The organism is Pseudomonas sp. D4002 (assembly GCF_013385665.1).
Classification (GTDB): Bacteria; Pseudomonadota; Gammaproteobacteria; order Pseudomonadales; family Pseudomonadaceae; genus Aquipseudomonas.
The window spans coordinates 177591-191564 of record NZ_JACAPN010000015.1 but is presented as its reverse complement, the minus strand read 5'-3'; the positions used below and the strand labels follow the sequence as shown (position 1 = coordinate 191564).

Below are 13974 nucleotides of genomic sequence, written 5' to 3'. Positions count from 1 at the left end.
TGAGTTGTTTGCCCGTTTTGCCGCTTGCCGGCAGTGATTTCGGGCCAGGTGCCAGGCTGGGGCAGCCCTTTTTTGAGGTTCACGTCTTCAAAAGAGCGTGAAAAAAACGGGTTTTCACAACTTCACAAGAGTGTGGCGAGCAAATGAATAGTTTTGCGTTTGTACAAGCACCATCAGCGTCTGGAACAGCCCCACCACACAGGACCGAGCACTCCTCAAGAACCGGAGCTTGAAGCCTGTCCGCTACGGATTTGGTTGCACGATCGGACGAGCTTGACCATAAGTCGAATTGCCACAGGCGCCCTTAAATGCGTTCATACGCAGATCAGGCCCGGTCGGCAGCGTCCGCTTGCGATAAATTGCGAAGAATCGGACATGGCGATCCTGGCCATGGGTAACCTGGGGCATCACGTGAACCGCCCCGTCACTCCTGGCAGCCATGCCGTCAATTTGGTGCTGCAGATTTTGGAGACGCGTTAAATGGCGCATAACGAAGCAGTCGACGTAGTACTGGTAGGTGCGGGCATCATGAGTGCCACCCTCGCCGTACTGCTCAAAGAGCTCGACCCCGGCCTCAAGCTGGAAGTCGTTGAGCTGATGGATTCGGGTGCCGCGGAAAGTTCCAACCCGTGGAACAACGCCGGTACCGGCCACGCCGGGCTGTGTGAGCTGAACTACACACCGCAGGCCGCCGACGGCTCCATCGACATCAAGAAAGCCGTGCACATCAACACCCAATTCGAGGTGTCGAAGCAGTTCTGGGCCTACCTGACCAAGAAAGGCACCTTTGGCTCGTCCAAATCCTTTATCAGCCCCGTGCCGCACCTGAGCTTCGTACAGGGCGAGAAAGGCGTGTCGTTCCTCAAGAAGCGCTTTGAAACCCTCAGCCAGCACCACGCGTTCTCGGACATGCACTACACCGAGGACCGCAGCGAGATGGCCGAGTGGATGCCGCTGATGATGCCCGGCCGCCCGCTGGACGAAAAAATCGCCGCCACCCGCGTGATGAACGGCACCGACGTCAACTTCGGCGCCCTGACCAACCAGTTGCTCTCGCACCTGACCAGCGCCCCGGATGCCCAGGTCAAGTACAGCAAGCGCGTCACCGGCCTCAAGCGCAACGGCGCCGGCTGGACCGTGAGCATCAAGGACGTCAACAGCGGCAATTCCCGTGATGTGGACGCCAAGTTCGTGTTCCTCGGCGCCGGTGGCGCGGCCCTGCCGCTGTTGCAAGCCTCGGGCATCGAGGAAAGCAAGGGCTTCGGCGGCTTCCCGGTCAGCGGCCAGTGGCTGCGTTGCGACAACCCGGAAGTGGTCAAGCACCACCAGGCCAAGGTCTACAGCCAGGCGGCCGTGGGTTCGCCACCGATGTCGGTGCCGCACCTCGACACCCGTGTGGTCGACGGCAAGAAATCCCTGCTGTTCGGGCCATACGCCGGTTTCACCACCAAGTTCCTCAAGCACGGCTCGTTCCTTGACCTGCCCATGTCGATTCGTGCCGGCAACATCGGCCCGATGCTGGCCGTGGCCCGGGACAACATGGACCTGACCAAGTACCTGGTCAGCGAGGTGCGCCAGTCCATGGAGCAGCGCCTGGAATCCCTGCGTCGCTTCTACCCTGAGGCAAAAGCCGAAGACTGGCGCCTGGAAGTGGCCGGCCAACGGGTGCAGATCATCAAGAAAGACCCGAAGAAAGGCGGCGTGCTGCAATTCGGTACCGAACTGGTTGCGGCCAAGGACGGTTCGCTGGCCGCCCTGCTCGGCGCGTCTCCAGGTGCTTCGGTGACCGTGTCGATCATGCTGGAACTGATCGAACGCTGCTTCCCGACGAAAGCGGCCGGTGAGTGGGCCGCCAAGCTGCACGAGATCTTCCCGGCTCGGGAAAAGGTCCTGGAGACCGATGCCGAGCTGTATCGCAAGATCAACACGCAGAACAACATCAGCCTGGAACTGGTTGAGCAGAGCAGCGAGACCGAAAGCTACGCTTGAGCGTCGTGACGCAGAGTGTCAGTGGACGCATTCCCACGCAGAGCGTGGGAACGAAAAACGCCCCAATGGGGCGTTTTTTTTCGTCCGCAACAATCAGCCGCGAGCTTGTTCAATCAGCTCGATGTACTCGGCGGCGTTGCGCTGGTCCTTGATCACTTCAACGAAGGTCAGGCCATGCTCGTCCTTGCCATCGAGGTCCAGGCCGGCTTCCTTGAAGAAAACCAGGAAGCGTTCGAAGTCGTCGATACGCAGGCCGCGGTAGGCCTTGATCAGTTTGTGCAGGGACGGCGAAGTGGCGTCTACCGGCTCGAAATCCAGGAACAGCTTGATTTGCTCGTCGCCGATTTCATCACCAATCACCTGTTTCTTATCTTTACGCATTACCGACTCCAGCCTGCAGACATTTACACGGGAAAAGCAGTTTACCTGCGGCACAGCGGCTTCGAAAGCTACGCGAACCAATGTGGGAGCCGGCTTGCCTGCGATAGCGGTGCATCAGTAACAGATGGGCCAACGGACCCACCGCTATCGCAGGCAAGCCAGCTCCCACATTGACTGTATTTACACCGCCGAATGCGCGTCGGCTGGATTATTTGGCGCGCACCGCCCCGGTGTGCAAATCGGCCCAGATATGGCCGTTGGCGTAAGTGAGGAATTGCACATAGACCGTGTCATTGCGCAATAAGTCGACGATCACCCGATACTGGGTCACCGGATACGACAAGGTCAGGGTTTTGCTTTTGTCGTCGAACACCGGCTTTTTCAGGCTTTTGCTTTCAGCATCGAAATTGAGAACCACCTGGGCGATGGTCGCGCCTTTGTTCAGGGACTTGCCCTTGAGGCGGATCATCAACGGCGAGGTCACCGGGATCGGCTGCTGGGTGGATTGGCGCTGGTTACCCACCACCACCGAATACTCGGTGACTTGCAGCAATTGCTGCTGGTCCGGGGTTTCGGCGCGCAGGGTCAGGTCGTCGGGCGGCAGGAATTGGCTGTGCAGCGGCGCCGGAGCAGCCGCCAGGGGCAAACTGAGGGTCAGCGCCAGGGCGGCGCAGGTGCGAATCAACAGGCTCATGAACAGCTCCAGACGCAGGGGCCAAGCACGATAGCATGACAACCCTGCGCCTGAATCCCGCTTACATCCCTTTGACGGCGTAGATCCCATTGGCGTTGCGCCAGTAGCCTTTGTAGTCCATGCCGTAACCGAAGATGTAACGGTCAATGCACGGCAGGCCCACGTAATCGGCTTTCAGGTCCGGACGGGCCTTGCGGTCGTGGTCCTTGTCGATCAGCACGGCAGTGTGCACCTTGCGCGCGCCGGCGTGTTTGCAGAAGTCGATGATCGCGCCCAGGGTGTGACCTTCGTCGAGGATGTCGTCAATGATCAGCACGTCGCGGTCGATGAACGAGACTTCCGGCTTGGCTTTCCAGAACAGGTCGCCGCCACTGGTTTCATTGCGATAGCGAGTGGCGTGCAGGTAGGACGCTTCCAGCGGGAATTGCAGGTGGGTGAGCAATTTACCGGCGAAAATCAGGCCACCGTTCATCACGCAAAAGACCACCGGGTTGGTGTCGGCCATTTCACGGGAGATGTGCGCGCCGACCTTGGCGATGGCCTCTTCGACTTGCGCTTCGGTGTACAGGCAGTCAGCCTCGCGCATGATTTGACGGATATGCTCGAGATCAGCGGACATGGCGCTCTCCAAGGGGGTGCTGTGGCAAGAAAAGCGGGCAAAGGTACGCATGTGAGGCGCAACGTTCAAGCCTTAATGGACTAACGTACTAGATGTCTATAGGACAACACCCTCGGATAGATTAATCTAGGCCGGTTTTTTTGCCCGCCGCCGGAGCCTTTCCCCATGCCCATCCGTGAGATCCGCCATCCGCTGATCCGACATAAACTCGGCCTTATGCGCCGCGCCGACATTAGCACGAAGAACTTCCGTGAGCTTGCTCAGGAAGTCGGAGCGCTGCTCACCTACGAGGCGACCAAAGACCTGCCCCTGGAAAACTACGAGATCGCCGGTTGGTGTGGTCCCGTCCAGGTCGAGAAAATCGCCGGCAAGAAGATTACCGTGGTGCCAATCCTGCGTGCCGGTATCGGCATGCTCGAAGGCGTGCTCAGCCTGATCCCGGGTGCCAAGGTCAGCGCCGTAGGCGTGGCCCGCAACGAAGAGACGCTGCAGGCCCACACCTACCTGGAAAAACTGGTACCGGAAATCGACGAGCGCCTGGCGATGATCATCGACCCGATGCTCGCCACCGGCAGCTCCATGGTTGCCACCATCGACCTGCTGAAAAAAGCCGGTTGCAAGGACATCCGCGCCATGGTGCTGGTGGCCGCTCCCGAAGGCATCGCCGCCGTCGAGAAAGCCCACCCGGACGTGTTGATCTACACCGCATCCATCGATGAACGCCTGAATGAACATGGCTACATCATCCCGGGCCTGGGCGATGCCGGCGACAAGATCTTCGGTACCAAGCAGAAGGACGCGTGACCATGCAGGATGAGTTCAACGACCCGCTTTGGCGCCAGATCCTGTCTGGCGCACAGATGCTCTTCGTAGCATTTGGCGCGCTGGTGTTGATGCCGCTGATCACCGGTCTCGATCCAAACGTCGCCCTGTTTACCGCAGGCTTGGGCACCTTGTTGTTCCAGGTGGTTACCGGGCGCCAGGTACCGGTGTTCCTGGCGTCGAGCTTTGCGTTTATCACCCCGATCATTCTCGCCAAGGGCCAGTTCGGCCTCGCGGCGACCATGGGTGGCGTGATGGCGGCCGGCTTCGTTTACACCTTCCTGGGCCTGGCCGTGAAGATCAAGGGCACCGGTTTCATCGACCGGCTGCTGCCGCCGGTGGTGATCGGGCCGGTGATCATTTCCATTGGCCTGGCCATGGCGCCGATTGCGGCCAATATGGCGATGGGCAAGGCCGGTGACGGCAGCGAGTTGATCCACTACCAGACCGCCATGCTGATCTCGATGCCGGCGCTGCTGACCACGTTGATCGTGGCGGTGTTCGGCAAAGGCATTTTCCGCCTGGTGCCGATCATCTCCGGCGTGCTGGTGGGTTTCGCTATGTCGTTCTACTTCGGCGTAGTCGACACCGCGAAGATCGCCGCCGCACCGTGGTTCGCCCTGCCCCACTTCACCGCGCCGGAATTCAACTGGCAGGCGATCCTGTTTATCGTCCCGGTGGCCCTGGCCCCGGCGATCGAACACATCGGTGGTGTGATTGCGGTGGGCAGCGTGACCGGTCGCGACTACCTGAAGAAGCCTGGCCTGCACCGCACCCTGCTGGGTGACGGGATCGCCACCACCGCTGCCGGCCTGTTCGGCGGCCCGCCCAACACGACCTACGCGGAAGTGACGGGCGCGGTGATGCTGACCAAGAACTACAACCCGAAGATCATGACCTGGGCGGCGGTGTTTGCCATCAGCCTGGCGTTTATCGGCAAGTTCGGCGCGCTGCTGCAAAGCATTCCAGTCCCGGTAATGGGCGGGATTCTGTGCCTGCTGTTCGGCTCGATTGCCGCAGTGGGGATGAACACCCTGATCCGCCACAAGATCGACCTTGGCGAAGCGCGCAACCTGGTGATTGTGTCGGTGACCCTGGTGTTCGGGATTGGCGGTGTGCTGGTAGGCACCGGCACTGGCCCGGATGACTTTGGCCTGAAGGGTATCGCCCTGTGTGCGGTGGTAGCGATTGCGTTGAATCTGCTGCTGCCGGGCAATGACGGCTGGAAGAACAGGAAGCCGGATGAGCCGCTGATCTAACTGCCAACGCAAAACCAATGTGGGAGCGGGCTTGCTCGCGAATGCAGTGTGTCATTCAGCACATCAGTGACTGAACCACCGCATTCGCGAGCAAGCCCGCTCCCACATTTTTTGAGTTTCAGTGTGGCTTACAGCTCGCCCAACGCATCGATCAGCGCCTGGTTCTGCTCCGGCGTGCCAATACTGATCCGCAGGAACTGGGCAATCCGCTCCTGCTTGAAGTGCCGCACAATCACCCCCTGCTCCCGCACCTTGGCCGCCAGCCCGGCAGCGTCGTGCCCTGGATGCCGGGCAAAGATGAAGTTGGCCGCCGACGGCAGTACTTCAAACCCCTTGGCCTGCAGTTGCGCCACCAGCTTTTCACGGCTATCGATCACCAACTTGCAGGTGTTCCGGAAGTATTCGCGGTCTTCAAAAGCGGCGGCCGCGCCGACAATCGCCAGACGGTCCAGCGGGTAGGAGTTGAAGCTGTTCTTGACCCGCTCCAGCGCCTCGATCAGGTCCGGGTGGCCCACGGCCAGGCCCACCCGCAAACCGGCCAGGGAGCGCGACTTGGAGAGGGTCTGGGTCACCAGCAGGTTCGGGTAACGGTCCACCAGGCTGATGGCGGTCTCGCCGCCGAAGTCGATATAGGCTTCATCGACCACCACCACCGAGTCCGGGCTGGCCTTGAGGATTTGCTCCACGGCGTCCAGCGCCATCACGCAACCGGTCGGCGCGTTCGGGTTCGGGAAGATGATCCCGCCGTTGGGCCTGGCGTAGTCCGACACGCGGATCTGGAACTGTTCATCCAGCGGCACTGCGTCGAAGGCAATGCGGTACAGGCCGCAGTACACCGGGTAGAAGCTGTAGCTGATGTCCGGGAACAGCAGCGGCAGGTCGTGCTGGAACAAACCGTGGAAGATGTGCGCCAGGACTTCATCGGAGCCGTTGCCGAGGAACACCTTGCCCGCGTCGATCCCGTAGTACTTGGCCACCGCCTGCTTGAGCAGGTCGCTGTTGGGGTCCGGGTACAAACGCAGATTGTCGTTCAGCTCGGCCTGCATGGCAGCCAGCGCCTTGGGCGATGGGCCGTAGGGGTTTTCATTGGTGTTGAGTTTTACCAGCTTGGTCAGCTTCGGTTGCTCACCGGGCACGTAAGGCACGAGATCCTTGACGAGCGGGCTCCAGAATTTGCTCATGTTTCAGTTCCCCTGCTTATCGTCAACGATGCGGTATTCGGCGCTGCGGGCGTGGGCGGTCAGCGACTCGCCACGGGCCAGCACGGAAGCGGTCTTGCCCAACTCCGACGCGCCCTCTGGCGAGCAGAAGATGATCGACGAGCGCTTCTGGAAGTCATACACGCCCAGCGGCGAGGAGAACCGCGCAGTGCCCGACGTGGGCAGCACGTGGTTGGGACCTGCGCAGTAGTCGCCCAGGGCTTCGCTGGTGTGGCGGCCCATGAAGATCGCGCCGGCGTGGCGAATCAGCGGCAGCCAGGCTTGTGGGTCGGCGACGGACAACTCCAGGTGTTCCGGGGCGATACGGTTGGCCACTTCGATGGCCTGCTCCATGTCGCGGACCAGGATCAGGGCGCCACGGCCATTGATCGACTTCTCGATGATCTCGGCGCGCTCCATGGTCGGCAGCAGCTTGGCGATGCTGGCGGCGACCTTGTCCAGGAATTCGGCATCCGGGCTGACGAGGATCGCCTGGGCGTCTTCGTCGTGCTCGGCCTGGGAGAACAGGTCCATGGCGATCCAGTCCGGGTCGGTCTGGCCGTCACACACCACGAGGATTTCCGAAGGGCCGGCGATCATGTCGATGCCGACCTGGCCAAATACATGGCGCTTGGCCGTGGCCACGTAGATGTTGCCCGGGCCAACCACCTTGTCGACCTTCGGCACGCTTTCGGTACCGTAGGCCAGGGCCGCTACCGCTTGGGCGCCACCGATGGTGAACACGCGATCAACGCCCGCGATGCAGGCCGCTGCCAGCACCAGTTCGTTGATTTCGCCGCGCGGGGTAGGCACCACCATGACCACTTCGGTCACGCCGGCCACCTTGGCCGGAATCGCGTTCATCAGTACCGAGGACGGGTACGACGCTTTGCCGCCCGGCACGTACAGGCCGGCACGGTCCAGCGGCGTGACCTTCTGGCCCAGTACGGTGCCGTCGGCCTCGGTGTAGCTCCAGGAATCCTGTTTCTGTTTCTCGTGGTAGCTGCGCACCCGCGCGGCCGCCACTTCCAGGGCTTCGCGCTGGGGCGCGGTGATGCGGGTCAAGGCCAGTTCCAGGCGTTCGCGGGGCAGGATCAGGTCGGCCATGGAGGCGACATCCAGGCCATCGAACTGCCGGGTAAAATCAACCAGCGCCGCGTCACCGCGCTCGCGCACGGCCTTGATGATGTCGAGCACCCGCTGGTTGACCGAATCGTCGGACACGCTTTCCCAGCTCAGCAGATGATCCAGATGATGGGCGAAATCCGGGTCGGCAGCGTTGAGTCGGGCAATTGCAGTGGACGTGGTCATAGCGAGGGCCTCATAGGAATGGCAAAAATGCTCAGGCGCCGAAAGTTAGCAGTCGATCCGCTTGGGCACCTGAGAATTCTGGCTATGAGGCGGATAGACGGGCGCGGCTTGGGGCCGCGCGGGTGAGTCAACCGCGGTGTCGAGACTCCACTGCCTTGCGCAGGGTGTCGATCAACGCCTGGATACGGGCGTGCTGCATTTTCATCGAAGCTTTGTTGACGATCAGCCGGGAGCTGATGTCGGCGATAAAGTCCTGGGGCTCCAGGCCGTTGGCGCGCAGGGTGTTGCCGGTGTCGACCACGTCGATGATCTTGTCGGCCAGGCCGATCAGCGGTGCCAGCTCCATCGAGCCGTAAAGCTTGATGATGTCGACCTGGCGGCCTTGCTCGGCGTAGTAACGCTTGGCAACGTTGACGAACTTGGTCGCCACCCGCAGGCGGCCTTTAGGCTCGACGTCACCGACACGGCCGGCGGTCATCAGCTTGCACAGGGCGATACGCAGGTCCAGCGGCTCGTACAGGCCCTGGCCGCCATATTCCATCAACACGTCTTTGCCAGCGACGCCGAGGTCGGCCGCGCCATGTTCAACGTAGGTTGGCACATCGGTGGCACGCACGATCAGCAGGCGAACGTCGTCCTGGGTCGTGGGGATGATCAGCTTGCGGCTCTTGTCCGGATTCTCGGTCGGCACGATGCCCGCTTCAGCCAGAAGCGGCAAAGTGTCGTCAAGGATGCGGCCCTTGGACAGTGCGATGGTCAACATGGGAAACGTCAGTCCTTCATCAGGCTATTGCTGTCCGGTCGCAATCGGCGCCAGACACAGATCGAGGCCATTACAGCCTCGACTTGAAACAAATCAGCTAACAGCATACATCGTCATGTGGCGAGGGAGCTTGCTCCCGCTGGGGCGCGAAGCGGCCCTGATCTTTGTTTAAAAAGACTGGGACTGCTGCGCAGTCCAGCGGGAGCAAGCTCCCTCGCCACAATGAACGTGTTTGCAGTTCCTGGAACTAGCCCGGTACGCGGCGGATTTTCGCGCCGAGCATCTGCAGCTTCTCTTCGATGCACTCGTAACCACGGTCTATGTGGTAGATGCGGTCGATGAGGGTGTCGCCGTCAGCGCACAACGCCGAGATCACCAGGCTGGCGGAGGCACGCAGGTCGGTAGCCATCACTGGCGCGCCCTTGAGCTTCTCGATACCGGTCACGATGGCGGTGTTGCCTTCGACCTGGATCTTGGCGCCCATGCGGTGCAGCTCGTACACGTGCATGAAGCGGTTTTCGAAGATGGTCTCGATCACGGCACCGGTGCCTTCGGCAATCGCGTTCAGGGAAATGAACTGCGCCTGCATGTCGGTCGGGAACGCCGGGTACGGAGCGGTACGCACGTTAACGGCTTTTGGCCGCTTGCCATGCATGTTCAGCTCGATCCAGTCTTCACCGGTGGTGATCTCGGCGCCGGCTTCCTTGAGTTTTTCCAGGACGGCTTCGAGGATGGTCGGATCAGTGTCCTTGACCTTGACACGGCCACCGGTGACGGCAGCAGCGACCAGGTAGGTACCGGTCTCGATGCGGTCCGGCATCACCTTGTAGGTAGCCGAATGCAGGCGTTTCACGCCATCAATGGTGATGGTGTCGGTGCCGGCGCCGGTGATGTTGGCACCCATGGCGATCAGGAAGTTGGCCAGGTCGACCACTTCCGGCTCGCGCGCGGCGTTTTGCAGCACGCTGCGGCCATTGGCCAGGGCAGCGGCCATCATGATGTTCTCGGTACCGGTCACACTGACGGTATCAAAGAAGAAGTTTGCGCCACGCAGGCCGCCTTCCGGCGCCTTGGCCTTGATGTAGCCGCCTTCGACGTCAATGGTTGCACCCATGGCTTCGAGGCCACGGATGTGCAGGTCCACCGGACGCGAACCGATGGCGCAACCGCCAGGCAGTGCGACTTCGGCTTCGCCGAACCGGGCAACCATCGGGCCCAGTACCAGGATCGAGGCGCGCATGGTTTTCACCAGCTCGTACGGTGCGATCAGGGTCTTGATGGTGCGCGGGTCGATTTCGACGCTGAGTTTCTCGTCGATCACCGGCTCGATGCCCATGCGACCGAACAACTCGATCATGGTGGTGATGTCATGCAGGTGCGGCAGGTTGGCCACGGTAACCGGGCCATCGCACAGCAAGGTCGCTGCCAGGATCGGCAGGGCGGAGTTCTTCGCCCCGGAAATACGGATCTCGCCATCAAGACGAGCACCGCCGGTAATAATCAATTTATCCATAAGAATCTCGACGCCTTGGGGGCTCAGGTGCGCTCGGCCCAGGCCGCGCGGCTGAAAAATTTCATAGTGACCGCATGGATGCTGCCATCGGTGATCCACGGGTTCAAATGGGCATAGATCTGCTGCTGACGCTTGACCGGGCTCAATGCCGCCAGTTCATCGCTAATCACGTTCAGCTGGAAATTGCAGCCTTCGCCCTCAACTTCAACATTAGTTTCGGGCAGCTTTCCTTCAAGGAAGCTTTTAACTTCTAGGGCCTGCATGATCAACCTCTATGGGCGCCCAGTGCGCGCGGGTCGCACATCATACAAAAAAGCCCCGCGCCTGCGAACCCCGCATAGCAGGACTCTGACGGGGGGCTTCTTTAATAATGTGTATTAAGGATGCGCCAACAGCTCGGTCAGACCGGAAACCTCAGCGATTTCACGCATGTCTTCGGGCAATGCACGAATGCTCACCGGCTTTTTGACGGCCTGCGCATCGCGCATGAAACACAGCAGCAACGACAAGCCGACGCTGCTGGACTTCACCACCGCCGAGCAATCCAGCACCAGCGCAGGAGCGGTACTGGCATTGATCAGCGCCTGGCCCTGCTTGCGCAGGGCGGGTCCAGTGCTGTAATCCAGCACGCCGCTGAGCAACAGCTCACCGGACTCGCCAAGGCGAATGGCCGACTCGGTCATTGGGCAGGCTTCCCGGCAGCTTTGTCGGTTTCTTCCTTGGCCTTGGCCACTTCACCAGCCCAACCGTTGATGGTTTTGTCCAGGTCGTTGCCATTGCGCTGCATGGCATCCGCGAACTGGTCACGGAACAGCTTGCCAATGTTGATGCCGTTGATGATCACGTTACGCAGTTTCCACTCGCCGTTGACCTTCTCGAGCGTGTACTGCACAGGGTAGACCGCGCCGTTGTTGCCCTTGACGCTCATGTTGACGCTGGTGCGGTCACCCGACTCATCCCCGGCAGGGGCGACGGTAATCCCCTGGTTGTTGTACTCCAGCAGGGCATTGCCGTAGAACTGGAACAAGCCCTTCTTGAAATTTTCCTGGAATGTCTGCATCTGCGCAGGCGTAGCCTTGCGCGAGTACTTGACGGTCATGATGCTTTTGGAAATACCTTCAGCATCGACAACAGGCCCGACAATCGTGTTCAGCGCGTTATAGAACTGACTCGGGTCCTGCTTGTACTTTTCCTTGTTGGCACTCAGGTCAGCCAACATCTTGTTGGTGGTGTCCTGCACCAGGTCATGTGCAGAGCCGCCAGCAGCGGCGTTAGCCATCAACGGCAGTGCCGCGAGCAGTACCAACAGGCCACGTCGCAAAGTAGAGATCATGAACACATTCCTCATTTGGCGTCTTTATTGACGGTATTGAGCAGGAATTTACCGATCAAGTCCTCCAGCACCAACGACGACTGTGTGTCATGAATGGTCGAACCATCCTTGAGCAGGGCAGATTCCCCGCCGACGCTGATGCCGATGTACTTCTCGCCCAGCAGGCCAGCGGTGAGGATAGACGCAGTGGAGTCAGTCGGCAGGTTATCTACCTTCTTGTCCACCTGCATGGTCACACGGCCGGTGAAGCTGTCGCGGTCCAGATCGATTGCCGTGACCTTGCCGATGGTTACACCCGCCATGGTCACTTTAGCTCTGACAGTCAAACCGGCGATATTGTCGAAGTAGGCGTAAAGTTTATAAGTATCGGCGGTGGGGCTGGCCGATAGGCCGCTGACTCGCAGGGCGAGCAACAGTAAAGCCAGGATGCCAGCCAGCAAGAAAAGGCCGACACCGATTTCCACAGTGCGGTTTTGCATCAGAAATCTCCAAACATCAAGGCGGTCAAAATGAAGTCAAGGCCCAGTACCGCCAGTGAGGCGTACACAACGGTCTTGGTGGTGGCGCGACTGATCCCTTCTGAGGTGGGCTCACAGTCATAGCCTTGGAATACGGCGATCCAGGTCACTACAAAGGCGAAGACGATGCTTTTAATGATGCCGTTGAGCACGTCGCCGCTGAAGGTCACGCTGTTTTGCATATTGCCCCAGTAGGAGCCGTCATAGACCCCCAGCCAGTCAACCGCGACCCAGGAACCGCCCCAGATTCCCACCACGCTGAACACCATCGCCAGCAGTGGCAGGGAAATGAAGCCGGCCCACAGACGCGGGGCAACAATGTACTTGAGCGGATCGACACCGATCATTTCCAGGCTGGACAGCTGTTCGGTGGCCTTCATGTTGCCGATTTCGGCCGTCAGCGCCGAACCGGCACGCCCGGCAAACAGGAGAGCGGTCACCACCGGGCCCAACTCACGCAACAGCGTCAGGGCAACCATCTGCCCAACAGCCTGCTCGGACCCGTAGCTGGAGAGGATATTGAAGCCTTGCAGCGCCAGCACCATGCCGATGAACACCCCGGAGACCACGATGATCACCAGGGACATCACGCCCACGGAGTGCAGTTGCTTGATCAGCAGGCCGAAACCGCCGCCAATACCGCCGCGGCCGAGCAAGGCATGAAACAGGAAAATCGTCGAACGCCCCAGCACACCGATGATATCGATGCCGGAGCGACCGAAAAGGCGAACCTTTTCGAGTAATGATGTCTTGCGCATCAGCGCTTCCCCAGAAGATCTGAGCGGTAGTCCGCTGCCGGAAAGTGAAAAGGCACCGGGCCATCGGGATCGCCGGTCATGAATTGGCGAATGCGCGGGTTGTCTGCGTTCATCAGTTCTTCAGGCGTGCCCTGCCCCAGCACCTGGCCATCGCCCACTACATATAGGTAGTCGGCAATGCTCGCGGTCTCGGCCAGGTCGTGGGAAACCACGATACTGGTGATACCCAACGCATCATTGAGCAGGCGGATCAGGCGTACCAGCACCCCCATGGCAATCGGGTCCTGGCCAACGAAAGGCTCGTCGTACATGAGAATCTGCGGGTCGAGGGCGATGGCACGCGCCAGGGCGACACGACGCTTCATGCCTCCGGACAACTCGTCGGGCATCAAATCGATAGCACCGCGCAGCCCGACGGCCTGCAATTTCAGCAACACAATGTCACGAATCATTTCATCGGACAGCTGTGTATGCACCCGCAGCGGGAACGCCACGTTTTCGAAAACATCGAGATCGGTAAACAACGCGCCGCTCTGGAACAGGACGCCCATGTGTTTGCGGGCATCGAACAGGTCACTGCGCGAAAGGGTCGGCAAGTTCTGGCCATTGACCCAGACTTCACCGGCGGAGGGGCGCAATTGCATGCCCATCAGGCGCAGCAGCGTAGTCTTGCCGCAGCCGGAAGGCCCCATGATGCCCGTGACTTTGCCGCGGGGAATGCGAATATCCACATTATTGAAGATGCTGCGCGTACCGCGCTTGAAGGAAAGGCCCTTCAGCTCGACCGCGTAGGCGTTATCGGCACTCATCTAAAC

General features: G+C 60.4%; 16 protein-coding genes. 3 read left to right on the top strand and 13 right to left on the bottom strand.

The genetic code is table 11. From position 1 onward, the window contains the following. Window positions 1-480 precede the first annotated feature (480 nt). Window positions 481-1989: a malate dehydrogenase (quinone) gene (gene mqo, locus HX824_RS08790; RefSeq protein WP_003216154.1), complete on the top strand. Its 1509-nt coding sequence runs from the start codon at window positions 481-483 to the stop codon at window positions 1987-1989. A 93-nt stretch (window positions 1990-2082) separates the two neighbouring features. Here the strand turns inward: mqo and HX824_RS08785 are convergent, their stop codons facing one another. The 3 genes from HX824_RS08785 to HX824_RS08775 form a co-directional block, all read right to left on the bottom strand. Continuing rightward, complete coding sequence (locus HX824_RS08785) at window positions 2083-2370, bottom strand: PA4642 family protein (RefSeq protein WP_003216153.1); 288 nt, start codon at window positions 2368-2370, stop codon at window positions 2083-2085. 208 nt (window positions 2371-2578) lie between these two features. Continuing rightward, window positions 2579-3064: a hypothetical protein gene (locus HX824_RS08780; RefSeq protein ID WP_177020458.1), complete on the bottom strand. Its 486-nt coding sequence runs from the start codon at window positions 3062-3064 to the stop codon at window positions 2579-2581. A gap of 61 nt (window positions 3065-3125) precedes the next feature. Continuing rightward, the gene (locus HX824_RS08775) at window positions 3126-3683 is read right to left on the bottom strand and encodes a hypoxanthine-guanine phosphoribosyltransferase (protein ID WP_003216150.1); all 558 of its coding nucleotides are present in this window, start codon (window positions 3681-3683) and stop codon (window positions 3126-3128) included. 165 nt (window positions 3684-3848) lie between these two features. On the opposite strand from HX824_RS08775, the gene upp reads away from it, so the two are divergent. Beyond that, window positions 3849-4487: a uracil phosphoribosyltransferase gene (upp, locus tag HX824_RS08770; RefSeq protein WP_003216149.1), complete on the top strand. Its 639-nt coding sequence runs from the start codon at window positions 3849-3851 to the stop codon at window positions 4485-4487. Between the two features lie 2 nt (window positions 4488-4489). Then, entirely contained in the window at window positions 4490-5764 is a 1275-nt protein-coding gene (locus HX824_RS08765) for a uracil-xanthine permease family protein (protein WP_087692860.1), read from the top strand. Window positions 5765-5892: 128 nt separating this feature from the next. Here HX824_RS08765 and hisC read toward each other — a convergent pair whose 3' ends face one another. The 10 genes from hisC to HX824_RS08715 all read right to left on the bottom strand — a co-directional run bounded on the left by hisC (window position 5893) and on the right by HX824_RS08715 (window position 13968). Beyond that, window positions 5893-6945 carry a histidinol-phosphate transaminase gene (hisC, locus tag HX824_RS08760; RefSeq protein ID WP_003216145.1) on the bottom strand — a complete coding sequence of 351 codons (1053 nt, stop codon included), beginning with the start codon at window positions 6943-6945 and terminating at the stop codon, window positions 5893-5895. 3 nt (window positions 6946-6948) lie between these two features. Beyond that, the gene (gene hisD, locus HX824_RS08755; RefSeq protein WP_008434283.1) at window positions 6949-8274 is read right to left on the bottom strand and encodes a histidinol dehydrogenase; all 1326 of its coding nucleotides are present in this window, start codon (window positions 8272-8274) and stop codon (window positions 6949-6951) included. 127 nt (window positions 8275-8401) lie between these two features. Then, window positions 8402-9037 (bottom strand): ATP phosphoribosyltransferase, encoded by a 636-nt coding sequence (gene hisG, locus HX824_RS08750; protein WP_003188599.1) that lies wholly within the window; start codon window positions 9035-9037, stop codon window positions 8402-8404. 247 nt (window positions 9038-9284) lie between these two features. Then, window positions 9285-10550: a UDP-N-acetylglucosamine 1-carboxyvinyltransferase gene (gene murA, locus HX824_RS08745; RefSeq protein ID WP_003216140.1), complete on the bottom strand. Its 1266-nt coding sequence runs from the start codon at window positions 10548-10550 to the stop codon at window positions 9285-9287. 23 nt (window positions 10551-10573) lie between these two features. Beyond that, complete coding sequence (locus HX824_RS08740) at window positions 10574-10813, bottom strand: BolA family protein (protein ID WP_008434291.1); 240 nt, start codon at window positions 10811-10813, stop codon at window positions 10574-10576. A 114-nt stretch (window positions 10814-10927) separates the two neighbouring features. Further along, complete coding sequence (locus HX824_RS08735) at window positions 10928-11233, bottom strand: lipid asymmetry maintenance protein MlaB (protein WP_003216137.1); 306 nt, start codon at window positions 11231-11233, stop codon at window positions 10928-10930. Beyond that, on the bottom strand, window positions 11230-11883 hold the full coding sequence (locus tag HX824_RS08730; RefSeq protein WP_003216135.1) for a phospholipid-binding protein MlaC: 654 nt from the start codon (window positions 11881-11883) through the stop codon (window positions 11230-11232). The genes HX824_RS08735 and HX824_RS08730 overlap by 4 nt, the downstream gene beginning before the upstream one ends. Before the next feature lie 11 nt (window positions 11884-11894). Further along, window positions 11895-12362 carry an outer membrane lipid asymmetry maintenance protein MlaD gene (gene mlaD, locus HX824_RS08725; protein WP_003216133.1) on the bottom strand — a complete coding sequence of 156 codons (468 nt, stop codon included), beginning with the start codon at window positions 12360-12362 and terminating at the stop codon, window positions 11895-11897. Beyond that, on the bottom strand, window positions 12362-13159 hold the full coding sequence (gene mlaE / locus HX824_RS08720; RefSeq protein ID WP_003216131.1) for a lipid asymmetry maintenance ABC transporter permease subunit MlaE: 798 nt from the start codon (window positions 13157-13159) through the stop codon (window positions 12362-12364). Before mlaE ends, mlaD begins: the two co-directional genes overlap by 1 nt. After that, window positions 13159-13968, bottom strand: a complete 810-nt coding sequence (locus tag HX824_RS08715; RefSeq protein WP_003216128.1) for an ATP-binding cassette domain-containing protein — start codon at window positions 13966-13968, stop codon at window positions 13159-13161. The genes mlaE and HX824_RS08715 overlap by 1 nt, the downstream gene beginning before the upstream one ends. Between the last annotated feature and the right edge of the window lie 6 nt (window positions 13969-13974).

What these genes read in the sequence shown, in the direction of transcription:
- HX824_RS08780 (WP_177020458.1), bottom strand. Translation starts at nt 3,064, where the DNA reads ATGAGCCTGTTGATTCGCACCTGCGCCGCCCTGGCGCTGACCCTCAGT.
- hisC (WP_003216145.1), bottom strand. Translation starts at nt 6,945, where the DNA reads ATGAGCAAATTCTGGAGCCCGCTCGTCAAGGATCTCGTGCCTTACGTG.
- HX824_RS08775 (WP_003216150.1), bottom strand. Translation starts at nt 3,683, where the DNA reads ATGTCCGCTGATCTCGAGCATATCCGTCAAATCATGCGCGAGGCTGAC.
- hisG (WP_003188599.1), bottom strand. Translation starts at nt 9,037, where the DNA reads ATGTTGACCATCGCACTGTCCAAGGGCCGCATCCTTGACGACACTTTG.
- HX824_RS08715 (WP_003216128.1), bottom strand. Translation starts at nt 13,968, where the DNA reads ATGAGTGCCGATAACGCCTACGCGGTCGAGCTGAAGGGCCTTTCCTTC.
- upp (WP_003216149.1), top strand. Translation starts at nt 3,849, where the DNA reads ATGCCCATCCGTGAGATCCGCCATCCGCTGATCCGACATAAACTCGGC.
- HX824_RS08735 (WP_003216137.1), bottom strand. Translation starts at nt 11,233, where the DNA reads ATGACCGAGTCGGCCATTCGCCTTGGCGAGTCCGGTGAGCTGTTGCTC.
- HX824_RS08785 (WP_003216153.1), bottom strand. Translation starts at nt 2,370, where the DNA reads ATGCGTAAAGATAAGAAACAGGTGATTGGTGATGAAATCGGCGACGAG.
- mlaE (WP_003216131.1), bottom strand. Translation starts at nt 13,159, where the DNA reads ATGCGCAAGACATCATTACTCGAAAAGGTTCGCCTTTTCGGTCGCTCC.
- mqo (WP_003216154.1), top strand. Translation starts at nt 481, where the DNA reads ATGGCGCATAACGAAGCAGTCGACGTAGTACTGGTAGGTGCGGGCATC.
- HX824_RS08740 (WP_008434291.1), bottom strand. Translation starts at nt 10,813, where the DNA reads ATGCAGGCCCTAGAAGTTAAAAGCTTCCTTGAAGGAAAGCTGCCCGAA.
- murA (WP_003216140.1), bottom strand. Translation starts at nt 10,550, where the DNA reads ATGGATAAATTGATTATTACCGGCGGTGCTCGTCTTGATGGCGAGATC.
- HX824_RS08765 (WP_087692860.1), top strand. Translation starts at nt 4,490, where the DNA reads ATGCAGGATGAGTTCAACGACCCGCTTTGGCGCCAGATCCTGTCTGGC.
- HX824_RS08730 (WP_003216135.1), bottom strand. Translation starts at nt 11,883, where the DNA reads ATGATCTCTACTTTGCGACGTGGCCTGTTGGTACTGCTCGCGGCACTG.
- mlaD (WP_003216133.1), bottom strand. Translation starts at nt 12,362, where the DNA reads ATGCAAAACCGCACTGTGGAAATCGGTGTCGGCCTTTTCTTGCTGGCT.
- hisD (WP_008434283.1), bottom strand. Translation starts at nt 8,274, where the DNA reads ATGACCACGTCCACTGCAATTGCCCGACTCAACGCTGCCGACCCGGAT.